At 64.0% G+C, this 20,246-nt stretch carries 16 protein-coding genes; 8 read left to right on the top strand and 8 right to left on the bottom strand.

The features are described 5' to 3' along the window. Positions 1–68: 68 nt before the first annotated feature. Together C444_RS14795 and C444_RS14790 are read left to right on the top strand one after the other, a co-directional pair. Entirely contained in the window at positions 69–944 is an 876-nt protein-coding gene (locus tag C444_RS14795) for a mechanosensitive ion channel family protein (RefSeq protein WP_004593788.1), read from the top strand. Positions 945–1,029: 85 nt separating this feature from the next. Next, on the top strand, positions 1,030–2,130 hold the full coding sequence (locus C444_RS14790; protein ID WP_049909544.1) for an AI-2E family transporter: 1,101 nt from the start codon (positions 1,030–1,032) through the stop codon (positions 2,128–2,130). 26 nt (positions 2,131–2,156) lie between these two features. On the opposite strand, the gene C444_RS14785 is transcribed toward C444_RS14790, so the two are convergent. The 3 genes from C444_RS14785 to btuC form a co-directional block, all read right to left on the bottom strand. Then, the gene (locus C444_RS14785; protein WP_004593786.1) at positions 2,157–4,589 is read right to left on the bottom strand and encodes a DEAD/DEAH box helicase; all 2,433 of its coding nucleotides are present in this window, start codon (positions 4,587–4,589) and stop codon (positions 2,157–2,159) included. A gap of 71 nt (positions 4,590–4,660) precedes the next feature. After that, complete coding sequence (locus C444_RS14780) at positions 4,661–5,932, bottom strand: ATP-binding cassette domain-containing protein (RefSeq protein ID WP_004593785.1); 1,272 nt, start codon at positions 5,930–5,932, stop codon at positions 4,661–4,663. Further along, positions 5,929–6,999, bottom strand: coding sequence for a vitamin B12 ABC transporter permease BtuC (gene btuC / locus C444_RS14775; RefSeq protein ID WP_004593784.1), 1,071 nt, complete (start codon positions 6,997–6,999; stop codon positions 5,929–5,931). The genes C444_RS14780 and btuC overlap by 4 nt, the downstream gene beginning before the upstream one ends. 58 nt (positions 7,000–7,057) lie before the next feature. Here btuC and C444_RS14770 point away from each other — a divergent pair, with 58 nt between their 5' ends. From C444_RS14770 to C444_RS14760, 3 genes are all read left to right on the top strand, one after another. Then, a complete protein-coding gene (locus C444_RS14770) occupies positions 7,058–8,146 on the top strand; it encodes a PGF-CTERM-anchored ABC transporter substrate-binding protein (RefSeq protein WP_004593783.1) in 1,089 nt (362 codons plus the stop codon). Between the two features lie 4 nt (positions 8,147–8,150). Further along, complete coding sequence (locus C444_RS14765) at positions 8,151–8,879, top strand: 5-formyltetrahydrofolate cyclo-ligase (RefSeq protein ID WP_004593782.1); 729 nt, start codon at positions 8,151–8,153, stop codon at positions 8,877–8,879. An 86-nt stretch (positions 8,880–8,965) separates the two neighbouring features. Then, positions 8,966–10,957, top strand: coding sequence for a hybrid sensor histidine kinase/response regulator (locus C444_RS14760; protein WP_004593781.1), 1,992 nt, complete (start codon positions 8,966–8,968; stop codon positions 10,955–10,957). On the opposite strand, the gene C444_RS14755 is transcribed toward C444_RS14760, so the two are convergent. The 3 genes from C444_RS14755 to C444_RS14745 form a co-directional block, all read right to left on the bottom strand. After that, positions 10,958–12,358 carry a dihydrolipoyl dehydrogenase family protein gene (locus tag C444_RS14755; protein WP_004593780.1) on the bottom strand — a complete coding sequence of 467 codons (1,401 nt, stop codon included), beginning with the start codon at positions 12,356–12,358 and terminating at the stop codon, positions 10,958–10,960. An 86-nt stretch (positions 12,359–12,444) separates the two neighbouring features. Further along, on the bottom strand, positions 12,445–14,961 hold the full coding sequence (locus tag C444_RS14750; protein ID WP_004593779.1) for an efflux RND transporter permease subunit: 2,517 nt from the start codon (positions 14,959–14,961) through the stop codon (positions 12,445–12,447). Between the two features lie 3 nt (positions 14,962–14,964). Beyond that, positions 14,965–16,890, bottom strand: coding sequence for a COG1361 S-layer family protein (locus tag C444_RS14745; protein WP_004593778.1), 1,926 nt, complete (start codon positions 16,888–16,890; stop codon positions 14,965–14,967). A gap of 203 nt (positions 16,891–17,093) precedes the next feature. On the opposite strand from C444_RS14745, the gene C444_RS14740 reads away from it, so the two are divergent. Continuing rightward, positions 17,094–17,714, top strand: coding sequence for a TetR/AcrR family transcriptional regulator (locus C444_RS14740; protein WP_004593777.1), 621 nt, complete (start codon positions 17,094–17,096; stop codon positions 17,712–17,714). Here C444_RS14740 and C444_RS14735 read toward each other — a convergent pair. After that, entirely contained in the window at positions 17,711–18,283 is a 573-nt protein-coding gene (locus tag C444_RS14735) for a response regulator (protein WP_004593776.1), read from the bottom strand. The genes C444_RS14740 and C444_RS14735 overlap by 4 nt on opposite strands. A gap of 91 nt (positions 18,284–18,374) precedes the next feature. On the opposite strand from C444_RS14735, the gene C444_RS14730 reads away from it, so the two are divergent. Both C444_RS14730 and C444_RS14725 read left to right on the top strand, forming a co-directional pair. Then, positions 18,375–18,983, top strand: coding sequence for a hypothetical protein (locus tag C444_RS14730; protein WP_049909543.1), 609 nt, complete (start codon positions 18,375–18,377; stop codon positions 18,981–18,983). A gap of 76 nt (positions 18,984–19,059) precedes the next feature. Then, positions 19,060–19,347, top strand: a complete 288-nt coding sequence (locus C444_RS14725) for a hypothetical protein (protein ID WP_004593774.1) — start codon at positions 19,060–19,062, stop codon at positions 19,345–19,347. On the opposite strand, the gene C444_RS14720 is transcribed toward C444_RS14725, so the two are convergent. After that, positions 19,344–20,195 (bottom strand): NAD(+)/NADH kinase, encoded by an 852-nt coding sequence (locus C444_RS14720; RefSeq protein ID WP_004593773.1) that lies wholly within the window; start codon positions 20,193–20,195, stop codon positions 19,344–19,346. The two genes, C444_RS14725 and C444_RS14720, sit on opposite strands and share 4 nt — an antisense overlap. Between the last annotated feature and the right edge of the window lie 51 nt (positions 20,196–20,246).

Genomic DNA, 20,246 nt, shown 5'->3' with positions numbered 1-20,246 from the left:
GTACCGCGAGCGCTACCAGCCCGAACGTGACACCTTGATTTCATACCCATTGGGCTACGAGAGACGATATGCAGTTCCCGGCGGGTCTGGATATCGACATCGTCTCGACGTACGGACAACTCGCGAACGACGGAGCGCAGTTCCTCGCCGTTGCGGCCCTCCTCTACGCTATCGGCCGTCTCATCGTCGTGCCAGCGGTCCGGTGGGCGCTGTCACGGACGGCGACGAATAAGACGATCGCCAGTGCGCTCACCAGTGCCGTCCACCTGCTCTCGGTGGTCTTTGCGGTGGTCATCGGGGCTAGCGTTGCGGGCTTCCGAGGCGCGCTCGCCGGGTCGACACTGCTGGCGGCTGGCATCACGCTGGCAGTGGGGCTGGCGGCACAGGACGTACTCGGGAACTTCGTCGCCGGCGCGTTCATCGTGACAGACCCGGACCTGAACGTCGGTGACGTCATCGCCTGGAACGGGATGCAGGGCACGGTGGTCGACATCGACCTGCGCGTGACTCGGATTCGGACGCCGGACAACGAGCGCATCATCGTCCCGAACACGGCACTGGCGACGAGCGCTGTGACGAACCAGACCTCGACCGGGCCTATCGGGATCTCCTACCAGTTCGGCGTCAGCTACGAGGACGACATCGAGACAGTCCAGGCTATCATCGAGAACGCCGCCCGCGATCTCGACCACGTCTCGGAGAAGCCGGCTCCGACAGCCAAAGTCAGCGACCTCGCGTCGACGGCGATCATCCTGACAGGCCGGATCTGGATCCCCAACGAACGGCGGAACCGGCTCGCGTCGGTCAGGGCCGCGTTCATCCAGCAGGTGCAAGCGGACTGCCACGCGGAGGGCATCGACCTCAGCGACACGAGCCAGCACGAACTCTCCGGCGACATCGGCGTCCACGACAGCGCCAGACCGACGCGCGAGCGAACCGAGTAGCCACGACGGGACAGGTCAAAGCCCGTGCTGTTTGCGAGATTCGCAGCGCCCGTACGTTTATATTTGTTCACAAAATGGTATGTATATGGACGAGAAGCGCTTCGTCGTCGCCCTCTTCGGTCTCGCTGTCGCGGTGGTGGTCGGCGTACTCGCATATCAGTTTATCGCGGCGTTGACTGTCTCCGTGTTCCTCTATTATTCGACGCGACGGTACTACAGCTCCCTGCGTAGGCTCCGCCTTCCGGCGCGAGTGCGTGCGGTCGTCGTCATGGCGTCGCTGGCGATTCCCCTCCTGTTGCTCGTCAGCTATGCGGTTGTCCTCCTTATTGTCGAAGCCCGACAGTTCGTCACCCAGTACGCGCTTGTCGACGTGGCCGCAGCACACATCAGCTGGCTGGACGGTGCTGAATCCGTGCCAGATCTCACCGTCGAGGGGCTGTACAGCGCCTATCAGTCGGGACAGCTCTCGCCGTTTGTCGACTTCCTCAGTGAGAACGCGATGGTGCTTACGTCGGTCACCTCCCAGTTCCTCCTCAATCTGTTTATTACGACCATTGTCACGTACTACCTCCTCGTGGACGGGCGGCGCATCCGCGAGTGGCTGCTCCGATTCGATGACGGGGCCATCATCCGTGAGTACCTCGAAGCTGTCGACGAGGAACTGGAAGCGGTGCTGTTCGGCAATCTTCTGAACGTGTTGGCGATATCGCTCATCGCCATCGCCGCGTTCACCGGCTATAACGCCGTCGCGCCGGCGGCTGTCGAGGTCCCGTATCCGACACTCGCTGGCGCACTGACTGGAATCGCGAGCCTGATTCCCGTCGTCGGGATGAAAATAATCTACCTCCCGCTGACCGGTATCGCCGCGCTCCCCGTGGTGCTTGACGGTCGGTCTTCGCTGCTCGCGTACGTGCTCGGGTTCCTCGTCGTCGCGGTGGTCGTCGTCGATACGATTCCGGACCTCCTGCTCCGGCCGCTACTCAGCGGCGAGAATACCCACGTCGGGCTCCTGATGCTCGCGTACACGCTCGGCCCCGTCGTGTTAGGGTTCTACGGCCTGTTTTTCGCGCCGATACTGCTCGTCGTCGGACTGACGTTCGCGAACACGGCGCTGCCGCGGCTGCTCGGAGCCAGCGAGCCGGACGGCCTGTCGCCGGACCAGATGCGGCTCAGCGACTTCCGATAGGCCGTCTGCACGCCCTTGCGACGCTCTCACTCCAGTTCGTCGTCCCTCAGCCCGTCCAGCAGGTGTATTGCACCGTGTTTGTCCAGCGGGTCGTTGGCGTTCCCGCAGTGGGGCGACTGCACGCAGGCCGGGCAGCCGTCGGCGCAGTCACACGCGGTCAGCATCGAGAGCGTGGTGTCCATCAGCGGCCCGATATCGTGGTAGCCGGCCCGCGTCAGGCCGATGCCGCCCGGGTAGCCGTCGTAAATGAAGATGGTCGGCTCGCCGGTGTGGGGATGGCGCGGCGTCGACAGCCCGCCGATGTCGCCGCGGTCGCAGAGGTACTCGAAGGGGAACATCGAAATCATGGCGTGTTCGGCGGCGTGGATGGCTCCTGGGAAGTCACCGGGCTCGCTGCCGCCGTCGGTTGCCGCGTCACCGGGCCGATTCCCATCACCGCCGCTGGGGCCGCTTTCAGCGCCGTACGCTCTCTTCCGGATTTCGCTTTCCAGGTCCGACGGCACAGTGTGGTACAGCGCCTTCGTCTCCAGCGTCGTCTCGGGCAGGTCGAGCGGTCGCTGTCCCAGCACCTCCCCGGAGGACCCGTCGCGGCGCTCGTAGCCGGTAATTTGCTTTCGCATCGTCACTGACGCGAACCGGACCGGCACGTCCTCGCGGGTCGGCAGTCGCCGCTCCGCCAGGTCCGCCTCGACGGTGATGGTCTTGTCGTGCAGGACGCGAGTGAAGTAATCGGCCCACGTCCGGTCGAGTTCGGCGACGCCTGCGTCGAGATCGAGCTCTGTCACCTCGTAGTGCCGGCCTTGGTGGTGATAGATCGCACCGGGGTGGGCGTCCCGCAGCGCATCCTCGACGGAGAGTGTCGCTATCACGTCGCCTTTGGCCACGAGTTTCACCTCGCCGTCGTCGACGGTCCGCAGACTCATCTCGTGGTGGGGGCTGCCGTTGCCGAGCCAGCGCATCCCCTGGTCGGTCTGGCGGCGGTCGAGCTTCCCGGCCGATTCGAGGCCGGAAACCACGTCGGGGAACGTCTCGCCGAAGTGACGGTCGTCGTCCGGCGAGAGCCAGTTCTCACAGGCGGCCGCGTGAACGTGGTCCGGAAGTAGTTGCTCGTTTTCGGGGTTGGTCACGGCCTGCTCGGCCCCCGTCTCGAACAGCGCGTTGGGGTTGCGCAGGACGTACTGGTCCAGTTGGTCCTCGCCGCCGACCAGCGCGACCAGCGCCGGGTCCGTGCCACGGCCGGCCCGCCCGGCCTGCTGGAAGGCCCGCATTCGCGTCCCAGGGTAGCCGTCCAGCAACACCGCGTCCAGACCGCCCACGTCGACGCCCAGTTCAAGTGCGCTGGTCGACCAGACCCCCCGCAGGTCGCCGGACTGCAGGCCCTGCTCCAGTTCGCGCCGCCGGTCATCGGTCAGTGCGGCCTGATACGCGCCGACGCTGTCGGCGAGATCGTGCTCGCCGCGGCTCCGGAGTTCGTCGGCGCTATCGCTGGCGTACCGTTCGGCGGTCTGTCGAGACCCGGCGAAGACGACCGTCTGGAGACCTCGTTCGACGAGGTCAACGAACAGCTGTTTCGTTTCGACGTGGTTTGACTTCCGGCGACCGCTCCCCCAGCCGCCGCCGTCATACTCCGGGGGATTCCACAGCAGCCAGTGGCGCGGCCCGCTGGCGCTCGAATCCTCGTCGACCAGTGCGAACGAGGGCTCTGGCTGGCCGGTGACGGCCGCCGCGTGCTTGATTGGATTGCCGATGGTCGCCGAGCAACAGACCCACTCCGGACCGCCCTCTGTGCCGGTGTCGCTCCGCGTGCCCCTGCTGCCGGCATCGAACCGCTCGGCGATCCGCTGGAGGCGGCGCATCACCAGCGAGACGTGGCTGCCGAAGACGCCGCGGTAGCCGTGCACCTCGTCGATGACGACCGTTTCGAGCCGCTGGAAGAACCAGTCCCACAGCCGGTGAGCGTGTGGGAGGATGCCGTAATGGAGCATGTCCGGCGTCGTCAGCAACACGGTGGGCTGGCGCTCTCGAATGGCCTCCTTCTCGGATTTGGACTGCCGGCCGGTGTACTGGGCGACGGAGACGCCGGAGGCGAATCCGAGTCCCTGTGCCAGTTCCGACAGCGTCTCAGTCTGGTCGTTGATGAGTGCGACCTGCGGGGCGATGTACAGCGTCGTCGCCCGGCGGTCCAGCGCCCGCTCGAACGCCGGAACGGTGTAGGCGAGGCTCTTACCGCTCGCCGTCTCGGTCGCGAGGACGACGTTGTCGCCGTCACGGACTGCCTCGATAGCGTCCACTTGGTGGGCGTAGAGGTCCGTGATACCCCGGTCTTCGAGGACGCCGGCGAGGCGGTCCGTCACCTCACAGTCCGCGGTCCGTGCGTCCCGGCCGGGCACCGTCCGCTGATCGACGACCTGTCCCTCGTAGTACGGCCGGTCCCGGAGCCACGAAATCGTATCGTCCACGGGCGACGTATGGGAGCGAAAAGTATCGGTGTTGCTGTTCTCGGCCGGAGACACCTCAGTCGGCGGTGGACTCAGTCCGTGGTCGATTGATTGAGCGATGGGGTCGCGTCCTGCTCCGGTACGGGCGGTAGAGACGCAACCGCTGCGGGGAGCGCAGTCAGCGGCACGGTGTCGTGAGCGGTGCTGGTGTAGGCGCTCTCATCCGTCTCGACAGCGATGCAAGCACCGCCAGCCTCGACGACCGGGCTGTTACCGTCACCGATTTCGCCCGCTCTCACGACGGCATCGGCGGCAGCGGCGAGGTCGACGGCGTGCTGGCGGGCCGCGTCGTCGATACCGGCGAAGGCCGGGACCGTGACTCTCTCGCAGTCGAGGTCCGCGGCCCGCTCAGCGGCTGTGTCGCCGGAGGGCACAACGCCGACACTGACACGACAGCCTGCCCCGACGAGCGTCGAGACAGCGGCAGCCGCCGGCTTGCCGGTCCCGACGACGTGGACGCGACGGTCGACTGAGTCCCGTTCGGGGAGCGGCGTTACGAGCGGCGCGTCGGTCCCGGGCTGGGTCGTCACCAGCGTCTCCGCGTTGAAGGCGTCGCGCAGCGTGTCGCTCGTGAGAACGTCGACGGGGCGACCCGCCGCACGAACCCCACCGCCGGCGAGCAACACCAGTTCGTCGCAGTACCGGGCGGCCAGGTTCAGGTCGTGTATCGCGGCGACGGCCGTCTTCCCGTCGCCGACGAGCGCCCGGACGAGTTCGAGCGTGCGGACGGCGTGGTTGATATCGAGGCTGGCCGTCGGCTCGTCCAGCAGGAGGATCGGCGTCTCTTGTGCCAGCGCCCGAGCGAGGAGGACACGCTGGCGCTCGCCGCCCGAGAGCGAGGTGAATGGGCGGTCAGCGAACCGGGCGACGCTCGCACGCTCCATCGCTCGCTCGACGGCGCGCCGGTCGGCCTCGCCCATTCGGTCGAACCGGCCGAGATGCGGTGTCCGTCCCATCTCCACGGTCTGTTTGACACTGAAGTCGAAAGAGAGATTGGTGCCCTGCGGCGTGCTCGCGACGAGACGGCTCACCGCTTTCGCAGATTCATTTCGGATGGGTTCACCGTCGACGTAGACTGTACCAGCGGCCGGGTCGAGCGTCCCCTTCACCGCTCGCAGAACGGTCGTCTTGCCCGCGCCGTTGGGGCCAACGAGACCGACGAGCGACCCGCGGTCGACGCTGAAATCGACACCCGAGACGACCGACTGGTCGCCGAAGGAGACCGCGAGGCCAGACACGTCAAGCATCGGCCCGGAGCGGTTCTCTCTCGGGTTCGTGTCGTCGGCTGCGGGCTGTTCGCTCATAACTCGTGTACCTCCCGCTTCCGGAGCAAGTACAGGAAAAACGGCGCGCCGAGGACGGCGGTGACGATGCCGACCGGGACCTCGGCGCTACCGGAACGTGCCAGCGTGTCCGTCGCTACGAGGAACGACGCCCCGGCGAGGGCCGCTGTCGGGAGCAGTATCCGGTGGTCCGGTCCGACGAGCAGGCGCATCACGTGGGGAACGATGAGGCCGACGAAGCCGACGATGCCGGCGACGGCGACGCCCGCCGCCGTGATGACCGCCGACAGCGCGAGCAGGACCCGTTTGGTCCGTTCGACCTCGATACCGAGACTCTGTGCGTCCTCCTCGCCCAGAAGCATGACGTTCAGGTCGCGTGCGTAGGCGAGCAACACGACGAACGGGACGGCGACAAGCACGACGCTGCTGGTCACTTCGGGCCAGGAGGCTCCTTTGAGATGGCCCATCAGCCAGAACAGCGCGCGGCGGATGCTCTCGCCGCTGTGGAGCAGCAGGAAGGAGACCACTGCGCCAAGAAACGTCTGTATCGCGACGCCGGCCAGCAACAGCGTTGCGACCGGTGTCCGGCCGTTCCGCGTCGCGATGAGATAGACGCCGAAGGCTGCGACCAGTGCCCCCACGAAGGCCGCGCCGCGGAGCCCGAGCCCGAACGGGATGACGACCGGTGCGACGATGAAGCCGACCGCGCCGACCGCCGCACCGGAGGAGACGCCGATGATGGAGGGGTCGGCCATCGGGTTCCGGAAGATTCCCTGCATGATCGTCCCCGCGGCGGCGAGCGAGAAGCCGACGACCGCACCGAGCAGTATCCGTGGGAGTCGGACCTGCATCACGATCTGTGTCTGGAGGTCGCTTACGGCGTAGGAGAACACGTGGGCCGTAGTCACGTCGACAGCAGGGCCGGAGACCGAGATGCCAGTCGGGACGACGACGGCGTTGAGCAGTACTTTCCCGACGATGCCGGGTGGAATCCACACTGGGCCGATACCGGCGCTCGTCGTCACCACGGCACAGAGGACGGCGACGAGCCCCGCCGACCACCCGACGGTCCGACCCGCGAAACGCATGTATGAAAGCCCACTTGCAGTAGATAAGTATTTATTGCTCCTGACACCCGGCTATGGTATGCGACAACTTTCTCTCGTCTGTGTCTTTGTCTTGCTCGTCGGCTCGTTTGCGGGTATCACTCCGGCGTCAGCAACAGCTGACACGCAGGCGAACGACTGTTCGTTCCCGGTCAAGATGACCGACGCGACCGGGACCGAGGTCACTATCGAAGAGCGCCCGGAGCGGGTCACGACGACCAACCCATCGGCCGCCCAGACGATGTGGGAGATCGGCGGCCGCTCTCAGGTGGTCGGACTCACCCAGTATGCCAGCTATCTGGACGGCGCTACGAGCCGGACGAACGTCTCAGCGAGCTTCGGTGTCAACGTCGAGCGCGTCGTCGGCACGAACCCGGATCTGGTGATTGCGCCAAACGCCAGCGCCGGTGACGTGGCCCCGCTCCGACAGGCCGGGCTCACCGTGTATCACCTCCCCGCCGCGACAACAATCGAGGACATCCGGACAAAAACAACGACCATCGGCCGCCTGACCGGTAACTGCGAGGGTGCGAGCGAAGCGAACGCCTGGATGGACGCAAACGTCGACGCCGTGGGGCAGGTCACCGGTGATGTCGAGGACCGTCCGACGGCGCTGTACCCGCTTGGCGGGGGGTACGTAGCGGCGGGCAACACCTTCGTCACGTCGCTCATCGAGCTCGCGGGCGCGGAGAACGTCGCCGCGCGCAACCACATGCAGTACCCACAGCTCAGCGACGAGGTCATCCTCCAGCTCGACCCGGACGTGCTCTTTGTCACTGAGAACACGGCAACTATCGCGGAGACGGAGCCCTACGCCAGCACGACCGCGGGCGAGACCAACACGACAGTCATCGTCCGGGTGCGCGACATCAACCAGCCCGCACCACGGAGCGTGGTCTCGTTCGCACACAACGCCACTGCACAGCTCTATCCGGACCGCTACGACGCCGACAGCTACGTTCCCCGGTCGGCGGTAACCAAAACGATCGAGCCCACGCCCGCGGACCACACGCCAAGCACTGACCAGTCCACAACCGACGCCAGCGGTCCCGGATTCACAGCTGTCGCGGCGCTTGTCGCACTGCTGGCGCTGGTCTGCACACAGCAGTTCCGCCGCCGGAGGCCGTAGCGCCATGGACAAACAAGCTATCCGCGAAACAGTCTGGGATGCGCTGGAAGAGCGCGGTATCGCCCGGTTCCCCTTCCCACCGCACGACCGGATTCCGAACTTTGCGGGCGCGAACGAGGCCGCACAGCGCCTGACCGAGACGGCGGTCTGGGACGACGCGGAGACGATCAAGGCGAACCCGGATTCACCACAGCTTCCGGTCCGACGGGCGGCGCTGCGGGCCGGCAAGACGGTGTATATGGCCGTTCCACGGCTCCGAGACGAGCAGTGTTTCTACGAACTCGACCCGGTCGAACTCGACGATATCGAGGCCGCTCCCGCAGTTTCAAACGTCGCCGACCACGCTCGACAGGTCGGCCCTGAGGCGGTCGGGAGTGTCGACCTCGTGGTGTCGGGATCGGTCGCGGTCACCGAGGGCGGCGCGCGAATCGGGAAGGGCGAGGGGTACAGCGACCTCGAATACGCCGTCCTCCGTGAACTGGGGCTGGTCGACGAGACGACGCCGGTCGTGACGACGGTCCACGAACTCCAGGTCGTCGGCGGCCCCGAGGGCATCATCGACACCGACGTGCCCGTCGATGACCACGACGTGCCGATGGACTGGGTCGTGACGCCGGACCGCACTATTGAGACAGCGACTACCCACACGACGCCAACGGGCGTCGATTGGGACGCGCTTTCCGCGGACCGCATCGACGAGATTCCGGTGCTCTCCTCACGCCGGCCTGACTGAGATTTCAGCCGCTATAGCCGGCCAGAACCTTGGTAATGAAAGCTTACCGGCGGTACAACTTTACCCCCACATACCTTGGGAAGCATATGGATACGCCCGTGGCTACGCCGAACCGTCACGGGGCCGATGGGACCGCCGGGCGAGTACGTGTCCTCTACGTCGACGAGGATTGCGACGACATCACGGCGGTCACGGAGACGCTGACTGGTAGCACTGACGAGTTCACTGTGACGGTGTGTGAGACGGCGGACGACGCGCTCAAAGCTATCGAGAACGCGTCGTACGACTGCGTCGTTAGCGAGTACCGACTGCCGGATAGAGACGGAATCGAACTGTTACGGGCCGTCCGCGATCAGTCCTTTGACCTCCCGTTTCTGCTCTTCACTGACGACGGCGACGAGAGCGTGGCCAGCAACGCTATCTCTGCCGGCGTCACAGACTACATGACGAAAACGCCGCTTTCGGAGCAGACGGAACTGCTCCGACAGCGAATCACCTCCGCTGTCGCCCGCTATCAGGAGGAAGCGGACATTCTCGACCGGATGACCGACGCGTTCTTCGCGGTTGACGAAAACTGGGAGTTCACGTACGCCAACGAACGCGGTCGCCGCGTCATCAGCCGTGCGATGGCGGTCGACAGGGATACCACTGACTTGCTGGGGCAAAACATCTGGGAGGCGGTCCCATCGATAGAAGGAACAGAGTTCAGCAAGCAGTATCGACAGGCGATGACCCAGCAGGAGCCAGCGTCCTTCGAGGCGTACTTCGAACCGCTGCAGACGTGGTTCGAGGTATCTGTGTACCCGTCGCCAACCGGGATTTCGGTGTACTTCCGTGACATCACTGAGCGCCACAAGCACGAGGAGGAGATCAGGGGTAGAGAGCGGACGCTTCGAGAGATTTACCGGGTCATCTCCCGCAAGGACCTTGATTTCGAGGACAAGGTCGAGCGCCTGCTCGAAATCGGGCAGCACGTCCTCGGAACCGAAACGGCCGCGCTCTCACGCATTGATGGTGACAGGTACGTCTTCGAAATCGTAAGCGACCGGACTGGCACTACCGAGGCGGGCGATGCAGTCCCGCTGGACGCAACGAACTGCGAGCGGGCCGTCGTCGAGGAGCAGACACTGGTCCTCGCCGACATCGCCGAAGACCGGCCGGAACTGGCTGAAAGGGCTGGCTACACGGAGATGGGCGTCTCCTGTTACCTCGGAACGCCCGTTGTCGTCGACGGTTCGGTGTACGGCACGTTCTGCTTCTACGGCACGGAGCCCCGCGCTTCTTTTTCCGAGTGGGAAGTCACGCTTGTGGAGTTGATGGGAAACTGGGTCAGCTACGAACAGGAGCGCGAACGCCGCGAACAGGAACTCACCCGCGAGCGAAACCGACTGGAGGAGTTCGCCAGCGTCGTCAGCCACGACCTCCGGAACCCGCTCAATGTCGCGTTCGGCCGGCTCACGCTCGTCAACGAGGAGTACGACGGGGACCCGGAGCACGTCGAGGCGCTCCAGCGGTCGCTCGAACGGATGGACGAACTCATCGACGACGTACTCGCGCTCGCCCGCGGCGGCCACAAGGTCATCGACGCGACCGAAGCGTCGCTAGACGATATCATTACGGCCGCTTGGGACACCGTCGAGAGTTCGGACGCGACGCTTGAACGCGTCGACACGGACGTACGGATTACGGGCGACCAGACGCGCCTCCAGCAGCTGTTCGAGAACCTCTTCCGAAACAGTGTGGAACATGGTTCCACAAGCAGTCGGACTCCGTCCGACGACAGCTTGGAACACGGGCGCAGTCCGACGGGGGTCGACGACAGCGACGATACCGTGACCGTCAGCGTCGGGACGCTCTCGGACGGGCGAGGGTTCTACGTCGCGGACGACGGCCCCGGTATTCCCGAGGACGAGCGCGACGTGGTGTTCGAACGCGGCTACACCACGAGCGACGACGGGACCGGGTTCGGGCTGGCTATCGTCTCCGAAATCGTCGACGCACACGGTGCTCGGATCACCATCTCGGAAAGCGAGGACGGCGGTACGCGCTTCGACGTGACCGGTATTCAGGTCGAGTAACTATAGCTGGTCGACGCAGTCTCGGATGAGGCCGTCGACGTTTTCCGGGAGCGTCGGGTGATAGGCCCGGTCCGGCAGGTCACGCACGTCGAGCCCCAACTCGACGATGATCTGGAACGTCTTGGCGAAGCTGTCCGCGTGGTAGTGCATGCCCTGCCAGCCGAGTATTGTTCCGTCCGAAGCGTCGACGACGAGCTTCGCAAGCCCCTCGGGCACGTCTTTCGATTTGAACACGCCGTCGTCGCTGGCCTGTCGCGTCGCCGTGATGACGTCGTAGCCCGCCTCTTTCGCCGTCTCCTCGTTGTGGCCGACACGAGCGAACGGATACACGCCCAGCCCGGAGAAGATAACGTGGTGGTGGACGTTACGGTATTCTTCGAGTGAGCCACCGGCCTCCTGCCGGATGATGTTCTCGGCCGCGGTGAAGCCCTGCTCTTTAGCGACGTGGAGAATCGGCTCCTTGCCGTTGACGTCGCCGACGGCGTAGATGTGGTCGGCATCGCGGGTCTGCATCGTGTCTTTCGCCCAATCGCCTTCGACGGAGACGGGCGTGTTCTCCAGGCCGAGCCCCTCGACGGTCGGGCGACGGCCGGTAAAGAGGAACAGCTGGTCGGCCTCGAACGTCTCCTCGCTGCCGTCGTCATACTCAACAGTGAGGCGGACGCCGCCGTCTTTTGTCTCCTCCAGCTCCTTCTCGTAGCAGTTCGTCGGAATGGCCACGTCCCAGTTGTCCTCGTAGATGTCAAGCGCCGCGTCGCCGAACTCCGGGTCGCCTTCGTCGATGGGGCGGTCGTCGTGCTCGATAACGGTGAGCTCCATGCCGCCGGCCTCCGCCAGATACGGGACTAGCTCCATTCCGATGTACCCGAAGCCCATCACGATACCGGAGTCGGGGAACTCCGTGGCGTCGAGTACCTGGTCGCTCGTCATGAAGTCGACCTCGTCGATACCTGGCGTGTCCGGGACGTTCACGCTGGAGCCGGTCGCGATGACGACGTAGTCGGCCTCGTGATCCTCGCCGCCGGCCCGAACCGTGTGCTCGTCGACAAACGTCGCGGTGTCGTGGATGAACGTCACGTCGTCGCGCTCGGCCATCTCGTGGATGGAGTCCCGGCGATGCCCGGCCCAGCCCAGTACGTGGTCGTCTTTGCGCTCGACGACGGCCTCTAGGTCGACGTCGGGCACGTCGCCGACGAGACGGTCGTCGTGGCGCGCCTGGAATCGATGGGCTCCTGCCGAGAGCACTTCCTTGGACGGCATACAGCCACGGAGGATACAGAGACCGCCGCCGGGCTCGCCGTTGTCGATGAGCGTGAGTTCGATGTCCTCCGCCTCGACAAGGTCGCCGGCGACTGCGGCCCCGGCACTTCCATACGCGCCGATGATAACGACGTGAGTCATACCAGTGCTAGAGCGACCGCATCAAATAAAGGCTTCAGTGGCGTGTTTCGCCCGGACACGACCAGCGGTGGGCCGTGGGTTGAGGCTTAATCGTCGCCGTCGACGGGTGCGGGTGGACGCGATTGCCCGAACCCGAGTAGGCCACGAACCGACCAGTCAGCGTTGAACACCCGGTCCCAGACGACGAGCGCGGAGGGGATCACCATCAGGGAGGTGAGGAACGCGTACCCGATCGACATGGCCGTCAGGATGCCGAACTGGCCGATTGCGGGGAACACAGCCAGCCCGAGCACGCCGATGCCGAATGTCGTGGTGAGCATACTGCCGAGCAGTGCGCCACCGGTCCCGCGAACAGTTCTGTCCAGTGCCGTTTCGAGGTCGTTTTCCTCGAACTCGTCGGCGAACCGGTGGGTGACGTGGACAGAGTAGTCGACCCCCAGCCCGATAGTTATCGCCAGCATTGTCGCTGTGAGCGCGTTGAACGGGATGCTGAGCAGTCGCATCGTCCCGCCGAGCCATGCCACTGTGACGACAACGGGAATCATGTTCACGAGGCCGAGCGACGGCCGCCCCTCCAGCATATTGTAGATGAGAATGAGGAACATCGATGAGCCGACAAGCGCAATCGCCAGTGACTGGATGGCTGACTCCAGAATGAGGTCCGAGACGGCCTGGAACACGACGACCGAGCCGGTTGCTGTTGCCTCATACCGGAAGTCGTCGGCAACGCTTCTCGTGTCGGTGGTCACCTCTGCGTCGGTCGCGTCCGATTCGACTGTGTAGACGACACGCGCGCTCCGGTAGTCCTCAGTGATGTATTCTAGCGCCGTGCTACGGGCCGGCGAGTCGAGTAGATACTCGTATATCTCCCCGAGGTTATCGTCCGGGACCCCGTTGTCGTTCCGGTCGTTACGTTCGACCATCCGGCGGAACTCGGGGTCGCGCTCTGCCTGATCCTGAATGACCGTCACGATAGACGTTGAATCAGCCCGCCCGTCTTCCCGGACGAACGAGTCTGGCGGGTTATCACCCGCCCGATACATCTGCTCAAGCGCCGCATCGTTTCGCATTGGCCCCTCTACGTACACCGTCGCCTGACTGGACTGGGTCGTATCGAACCGTTCATCGAGGAAGTTCGTCACCTCCGTTACGGTGTATTCGCTCGGGGCGAACGGTTCCGGCAGGGCCTCGACGAAGTCCGGATTCTCCTCGGGCGGCAGGAAGTCCTCCTGACTGAACGAGGTCGAGACGCCGGTGGCGTAGTAGCTGGCACCGACCGTAGATACGAGGATGAGTACGAGGAAGATAATCGGGGCGCGGTTCGCGATGACGACGCCGCCGCGCAACACGCCGCTGAGTGACGAATCCTCTGCGCCCAGCGGCGTCTCGCTGAACGTCGGAATGGGGTAGCGCTGGCGGAGCCGGTCCAGTTCCACCTTTGCTGCGGGCAGGAACACCCCGAAGATGAGGAAGGTGAACGTGATCCCGACAGAGGCCACGTAGCCGAAGTCCTGAATCGGCGGCAGTGCGCTGGTGAGATTCGCAGCGAACCCGATGACCGTCGTCCCAGTCACGATGAAGAACGCGACAAGCAACTGGTCAGTCGTGATCCGCATCGACTTCTGGATGGATGCACCGGTCTCGCGCTCCTCTCGATACCGGTTGACGGCGTGAATCCCGAAGTCGATACCGACCGCCAGTAACAGCGGCGGCACGGCGATGAGCATCTGCGAGAAGGGGATGCCGGCAAGCCCCATGAAGCCGAACGTCCAGACAACGGCCATAAACAGCGCGAGCAGGCCGAGTGCCATGTCCGCGAGGTCGCGGTAGGCAATCGTCAGGAAAAACAGGATGAACAGCACTGCTGCGGGCACCGTCAGGATGAGCGAGTCGCCGACGACATTCGAGAACTCGTCCGCGACGATACCACTGCCGAACAGGGTAATGCCACCGTGGTCAGCGCTGGCCACAGTGAACCCGGCCTGTTTCTGGATGCTCGTCAGCGGACTCGAACCACCCTGCCCTGACCCGGAGGAGATTCCGGCCGGGACCTCGTGTGTGACGACTCCGATGGTCGCCGACGCCGAGGCGGCTTTGCGGTTGAAGTCCTTGCTCAGTAGCGATTCGAACCGGGGATTCTGCTCAGCCGCTCGCCTGACGGCGGCGTCGATCTCACTCGGCGTTGCGGCTTCGACAGCATAGACTTGCTGTTCGGTCGTCGTCGCGTCCGGGTTTAGTTGCTGGGCGACAATACTGGCGGCGCTTGAGGTCGATGTGACACGGAGTGTTCCGTGCTGTTCCAACCGATGCTGTGACCTGAGCATCCGGAGCAGCGCCGGCTTCGAGAGGACGTTGGTCTCCCGCTGGATGAGCTGTGTACTCCCTGTGTCTGGTGAGAAGGTCGGCGAGAACTTGTCGTTGACCTCCTGCAGTGCCTCCTCGGCCGGCAGTCCGGTCGTAAACTGCGACGTCCCGGAGTTAGTTGAGACGCCCCCGAGGCCGGCGCTGAAGACCACCGTCACGACCAGGAAGAGGAGAACCACCTTCCGTGAATCGTGGACGATGCGGTCGTCCGCCCAATCGATGTAGCGCTGGTAGTCCATGCGTTAGCGGAACCTGAAGTAGCCGCCGATGGCCAGGGCGGCCACGAGTGCGACGCCGATAATCGCCGTTAGCGGCGAACTGCCACCGCTGGAGTTGGTCACGGAGACCGGAAGGCGGTAGGTATCGGACACCGGCGTATCTCCGTCCGGCTCCTCGTACTGGAAGTCGACCGAGACGGGGTAGCTTTTCGTCATCGCGGCACCGCTTGCACTGATACCGAACTCGATGGTCGTTGACTCGCCTTGGTCGAGGCTATCGATGTACGCCTGGTCGTCCGAGACGGAGATGGGGGACTCGGCGAACAGTTTCGCCTCGATATCGGTCAGTTGCTCACCGGCGTCGTTGGTGATCGTCACTTCGAGCGTGCTCGACCCACCAACGTTGACCGACGCGTTCGTCGTCTCGACGATGAACTCGTCAGCGCTACCGTCGACACTCTGCCGGATTTCGAGCGTGTCGCTCTCACGGCGGTCCCCCTCGCTGTTGCGGTAGTTGGCAACGAAGTCGAACTGTCGCGGGCCGGAGTTCGCGTTATCGGACACGTCAGCATCGAACGAGACGGTCGTTGACTCGCCCGGTTCGAGGTCACCGACCGCGTACTGGGTTTCCTTCGGCGAGATGTTGTCGTGGGTGCTCGCCCAGTTCAAGACGACGTTGCGGACTGTTCGGTCCCCGGTGTTGGTCAGTGACGCTTCCAGCGTGCCGTCGTCACCCGCCTGCAGGGACGATTCGACGTCACCCATGGCGAAGGACTGTTCGGGCTCGGGCGTGAGTCCCAGCGAGATGTCGTCAGCGACGCCGGCATCGCCTTCTGGGTCGTCGTAGCTCACTGACGCCGACAGCGCGTAGCTCTGTGTCTTGGCGTCGTCGCTGGCGCTTGCGTCAACGCTCACCGTTCGCGTTTCACCGGGCTCCCAGGAGCCGACGAACTGCGACGTGGATTCGGACTGTCCGAACGTAATCGCGCTGTTCTGCGTGGTAAGTGTCACTGTCGCGTCCGAGACTGTGACCGGTCCGTCGTTACGCAGGGTCACGTTATATGTCCCGGAGTCACTGACAGCAACGTCGCTGTCGACACGTTCGACAGTGAACGTTTGCTCGCGGGCAGGTGTAATCCCGAGCGAAGAAGCGGACGTACTCTTTCGCACCCCGTCGGTGTCATCGAAGTCAACCTGGAGGTCGAACTGGTACGGTTCGGCTCTGGCGTCACCGCTCGCACCGACGCGGTACCGGAGCGTCCGCTGTTCACCAGCCTCCCAGGTGTCGATGAACCGGGAGCTGCTGGTGTCGCTACCGACTGTGAGTTCAGGGTTTGTCGATTCCAGCGTTACCGAAGCTTCTCGGGCTGGCTCATCACCGGTGTTCTCGACGGTGACTGCGACCGTCCCGACCGAGTCGACGCGTGCACCGGAATCGACGTCTACCACATCAAAAGCCGCGTCGTCGTCGATTTCGAGTTCGAGTTCGATCCGCTCGGTCGTGGTCTTTTCCTCACGCGAACCGTCTCCCTCAGAGATGTAGTTAGTATACTTGTACTCGACAATGACGGGAACGGTGTAGTCCCCGGGACTCGCGTCGTCATCGACGCTCACCTCGAAGGGAATCGGCTCCGTCTTGCCTTCCGGGACGGAGCCGACAGCCTGCTTACCCGTTGTCACCGTAATCGGTGCGTCTCCGCTGTTGACTTTCACTATTGTCCCGCGGGCGGTCGTTACCTCGCTACTCCGAACTGCCTGCGTCGTCGGACCGGAGTCGACCGTTCCGCTGTTGACGAGCACGACGTCGAGCGTCGTCTCCTCACCGGGCGTGACGGTATCATCGACAAGCGTTGCGTCGAAGTCGGGGCTCCCGGTTACGGCGGCGATTGCCGTTCCGGATGCCATGAGCAGTGCGACAACAGCCAGCGTAAGCAGTGTTCGTGGTTTCATGCGTAGGGACACTTTGGACGTTCCATGGGTTGTCTCTGTTCGGAACGGAGGTCATATCTGGGAGATCGGGGCACGCACCCACATACGTCTGTGCAGACTCCCGCCCGAACCGCGTACATCGAACGAACGTTCGGTCGCCTATCAACGTTGTGGTTCAGTAACAGTGGGAAGATATTTACTGCCCGAACGAATATTCGGTCGGGATGAGTGATGGAATTCCGTTTGCCGGGGAGCCAGCGGACTCGCACGAGGCGATCATGCGAGCCACGTTCCGTGCCCTCCGGGAATACGGGTATGCTGGACTTTCGATACAGCGAATTGCGGACGAGGCCGATCTGAGCAAATCGACGTTCTATCACCACTTCGATGGCAAGGAGGACCTCTTGCTGTCGTTTCAGGAGTTCATTCTCACGGAATTTAACCGCATCTTTCAGATCGAATCGACCGGCGACCCCGAACAGGACATCAAGACGTTCGTCAGCCTGATTCTCGACGACTTCCCCGACTGCGTCGAGACGCCGGACAAAAACGCGGTGCTCGGCTCCTACGTCGAGATGCGCGCCCAAGCGGTCCAGAACCCGGACTTCCGGGAGAAGTTCACCGAGACGGACAAACTGTTCGCCCGGCAGTTCGCACAGATAATCGAAGACGGCATCGAACAAGGGGTCTTCGCCGACGTCGACCCCGAAACGGTTTCGCAGTTCATGATCACGATACTCGACGGCGTGATCCTCCAGAACGCGACCCGGAACGACGACCCCGTCTCGACAGTCCGAGATACCATCGACGAGTACATCGAAGAGACGCTGCTTCTCGACGCCTAGCTCCGGCTGATAGACTGGTACGTCTCTTTCAGCTCTTCGAAGTCATCGTTCTCGGCTTTCAGTACCCACTCCAGCTCTCTGGCCCGTTCCTTCAGCTTGGTGTACTCGGTGCTCGATTCCAGCTGCGATGTGGATTTCTCACGTTCCAGTACCGAGAGCTTCGAGGAGATCCGGAAATACTCGTCGAGCCTGTCGTCTTCGCCGCCTCTGTCGAGGTGCTGGTCGAGCGTCGACAGGAGCGTCGACTGGTCGACCGGCTTCTGAAGGTAGTCGTCGAAGGGCATCTCCAGAATGTTCAGGTCGGCGTCGACCGCGGTCAGCATGACGATGATGCCGTCGAACCCCCGCTCGCGCAACCGTAAAAGCACGTCGTCACCGTGGACGTCGGGCATTCGTCGGTCGAGCAACACGGCGTCGAATTCCGGACCAACGGTGTCGAGCGCCGCCTGGCCACTGTACGCGACAGTCGTCTCGTAGCGCTCGCCGAGTTTCAGGGCCTGCGTGTCGGCGACGTCGTGTTCGTCGTCAACGACGAGTACCCGCGGTGGGCCGTCTGTAGTTCTGGACACGGTAGTGGACAGTCCTAGGGCTGGCACCTGTATATGTTTTATCGGCCGCCTCTCGAAAAGCGTTAACCGATGGCCCATTGAGTGTGTACCGATGAGCAAGTCGTCGGCGGGCACGGGCGGTCGACATCGCCTTGGGAGCCTCGCGGCCGTGGTCGGTTGGATAGGGGCAGGAGCGGTCGTGTTCGCCACCGTCGCGCTGGTGGTGCAGTCGGTGTTCTCGCTCGGGCTCTCGGAACAGGTCACCGTGGGCCTCGGCCTGGCGCTCGGTGGGGGACTAGGTGGCGTCTCCTATCTCCTGGTGACTGATTCACCCGGTGAGACGATCGACGAGACGATGACAGTGTCGGCAGATGTCGAGCAAACACCGGAGCCACAGCCGATCGACCTCTTCGACGGTCATCCGGACCCGGTGCTGTATTTCGCTGATGAGGGTCACGGCCCGGTCGTGCGTGCGGCCAACGAGGCGTTCGGGACCACGTTCGACGTGCCGTCCGACCGCCTCGACGGAACGGCGCTCTCCGAGGCGCTGCTCGTGGCTGGTATCGACGAAGTGGACGCCGAGACAGTCAGTACAACTGACCTCGATGTCGTGGCCCTCTCGACGGCACTCGACGAACCGAGGCAGTTCCGGCTACGGACGGCCGGCGTCCCGTCGACTGGCTACCTCCTGCTCACGCCGCTGGGAACAGCGGGTGATTGAACGGCCGAACGCCGCCCGCGGGTCGGCGGCGTAACGGAACTTTAAAGATTCCATCACGGCGAAATCCTGGATAGGAATGCTCGCGTCACCGCTGCAACTCATCGATAGTTTCCTGCTGAACTACACCATCGGTGATGTCCTGCTACTCGGCTTTGTCGGTGGGCTCGTCGCAATTCTCCCGCAACGGTCGCTCCGAATGCTGGGACTACACACGATTGCACTGGGCGCGCTGCTCGTAATTACGCCGGCGTCGGCGATGGAACCGAACAGTGCGAGCGTCCTCGCATCGTCGTTCCAGTACAAACTGTTCGGCCTCGTGCTGCTCGTCCTCGCACCAGTGCTGTACGCCGTCGGTCGGCGTTAGGCCAGTTTGTCGAGTGCGGTGAAGAAATCAAGCGGCGGCCCGGCAAGCCGGACCGGTTCGCCCGCACGCGAGACTGTTATCCGCTCCGGCGGGACCACGTCTTTTCGAACCCGACCGTCACTGACGACGACACCGCTGTCGGCATCTGTGAGTTCGACGACGATTTCGCTGTCAACGTCGACGACCAGCGGCGGCGTCCCCATCTCGTCTGCCATCCCGGTGACGATGAGACCGGCCACGTCGGGGTGAACGAGCGGGCCGCGTTCGCTGAGATTGTACGCTGTTGAGCCGGTGGGCGTCGCCACCAGTACGCCGTCAGCGTGGCCGGACGTGTACAGCGAGTCGTCGACGTACACGTCGAGCGTCGCCCCGCCGCCGTGACCGCGGCGCTCACCCTGGATGACGACCTCGTTCAGTGCCGGCGACAGCTCCCAGTCGTCGCCGCTGGCCTGCAGCCGCGGCTTGGCCCGTGTTCTGGCGCTGCCAGTCTTCTGGATGTGTTCGACTTCCGCGACAACCGTCTCGACGGCCTCTTCCGGTGCGATAGCGTTCAGAAAGCCGACCTCGCCGAGGTTGACGCCCAGTATCGGCGTCGACCCCGCACCGCGGGCCGCGTACAGAAACGTCCCGTCACCGCCGATACTCACAACGAGGTCACAGGCGGACATCTCATCGACCGGGGCCGAATCGGGTACGGCGGCCTCCCACGCGTCGTGGTCACCCAGCGCCCCGGCGGTCGTTTCGTCCACGACGACGGCCGCTGACGTGGCACGCAATCGGTCACACAGTGTACTCGCAAGCGACATGGCCCGGTCGTTGTCCCGCTGCGCGACGATCCCGACAGTCATTGCCGGACGTTCCCACCGGCCGCATATAAACCCTCTACGACGGCAATTATA

The sequence above is a fragment of the Haloarcula japonica DSM 6131 genome (assembly GCF_000336635.1).
Classification (GTDB): Archaea; Halobacteriota; Halobacteria; order Halobacteriales; family Haloarculaceae; genus Haloarcula; species Haloarcula japonica.
The sequence above is the reverse complement of the archived record's forward strand: the minus strand, read 5'-3'. Positions and strand labels throughout refer to the sequence as shown.

What these genes read in the sequence shown, in the direction of transcription:
- C444_RS14730 (WP_049909543.1), top strand. Translation starts at nt 18,375, where the DNA reads ATGAGCAAGTCGTCGGCGGGCACGGGCGGTCGACATCGCCTTGGGAGC.
- C444_RS14750 (WP_004593779.1), bottom strand. Translation starts at nt 14,961, where the DNA reads ATGGACTACCAGCGCTACATCGATTGGGCGGACGACCGCATCGTCCAC.
- C444_RS14720 (WP_004593773.1), bottom strand. Translation starts at nt 20,195, where the DNA reads ATGACTGTCGGGATCGTCGCGCAGCGGGACAACGACCGGGCCATGTCG.
- C444_RS14740 (WP_004593777.1), top strand. Translation starts at nt 17,094, where the DNA reads ATGAGTGATGGAATTCCGTTTGCCGGGGAGCCAGCGGACTCGCACGAG.
- C444_RS14780 (WP_004593785.1), bottom strand. Translation starts at nt 5,932, where the DNA reads ATGAGCGAACAGCCCGCAGCCGACGACACGAACCCGAGAGAGAACCGC.
- C444_RS14760 (WP_004593781.1), top strand. Translation starts at nt 8,966, where the DNA reads ATGGATACGCCCGTGGCTACGCCGAACCGTCACGGGGCCGATGGGACC.
- C444_RS14755 (WP_004593780.1), bottom strand. Translation starts at nt 12,358, where the DNA reads ATGACTCACGTCGTTATCATCGGCGCGTATGGAAGTGCCGGGGCCGCA.
- C444_RS14790 (WP_049909544.1), top strand. Translation starts at nt 1,030, where the DNA reads ATGGACGAGAAGCGCTTCGTCGTCGCCCTCTTCGGTCTCGCTGTCGCG.
- C444_RS14795 (WP_004593788.1), top strand. Translation starts at nt 69, where the DNA reads ATGCAGTTCCCGGCGGGTCTGGATATCGACATCGTCTCGACGTACGGA.
- C444_RS14745 (WP_004593778.1), bottom strand. Translation starts at nt 16,890, where the DNA reads ATGAAACCACGAACACTGCTTACGCTGGCTGTTGTCGCACTGCTCATG.
- C444_RS14765 (WP_004593782.1), top strand. Translation starts at nt 8,151, where the DNA reads ATGGACAAACAAGCTATCCGCGAAACAGTCTGGGATGCGCTGGAAGAG.
- C444_RS14770 (WP_004593783.1), top strand. Translation starts at nt 7,058, where the DNA reads ATGCGACAACTTTCTCTCGTCTGTGTCTTTGTCTTGCTCGTCGGCTCG.
- C444_RS14725 (WP_004593774.1), top strand. Translation starts at nt 19,060, where the DNA reads ATGCTCGCGTCACCGCTGCAACTCATCGATAGTTTCCTGCTGAACTAC.
- btuC (WP_004593784.1), bottom strand. Translation starts at nt 6,999, where the DNA reads ATGCGTTTCGCGGGTCGGACCGTCGGGTGGTCGGCGGGGCTCGTCGCC.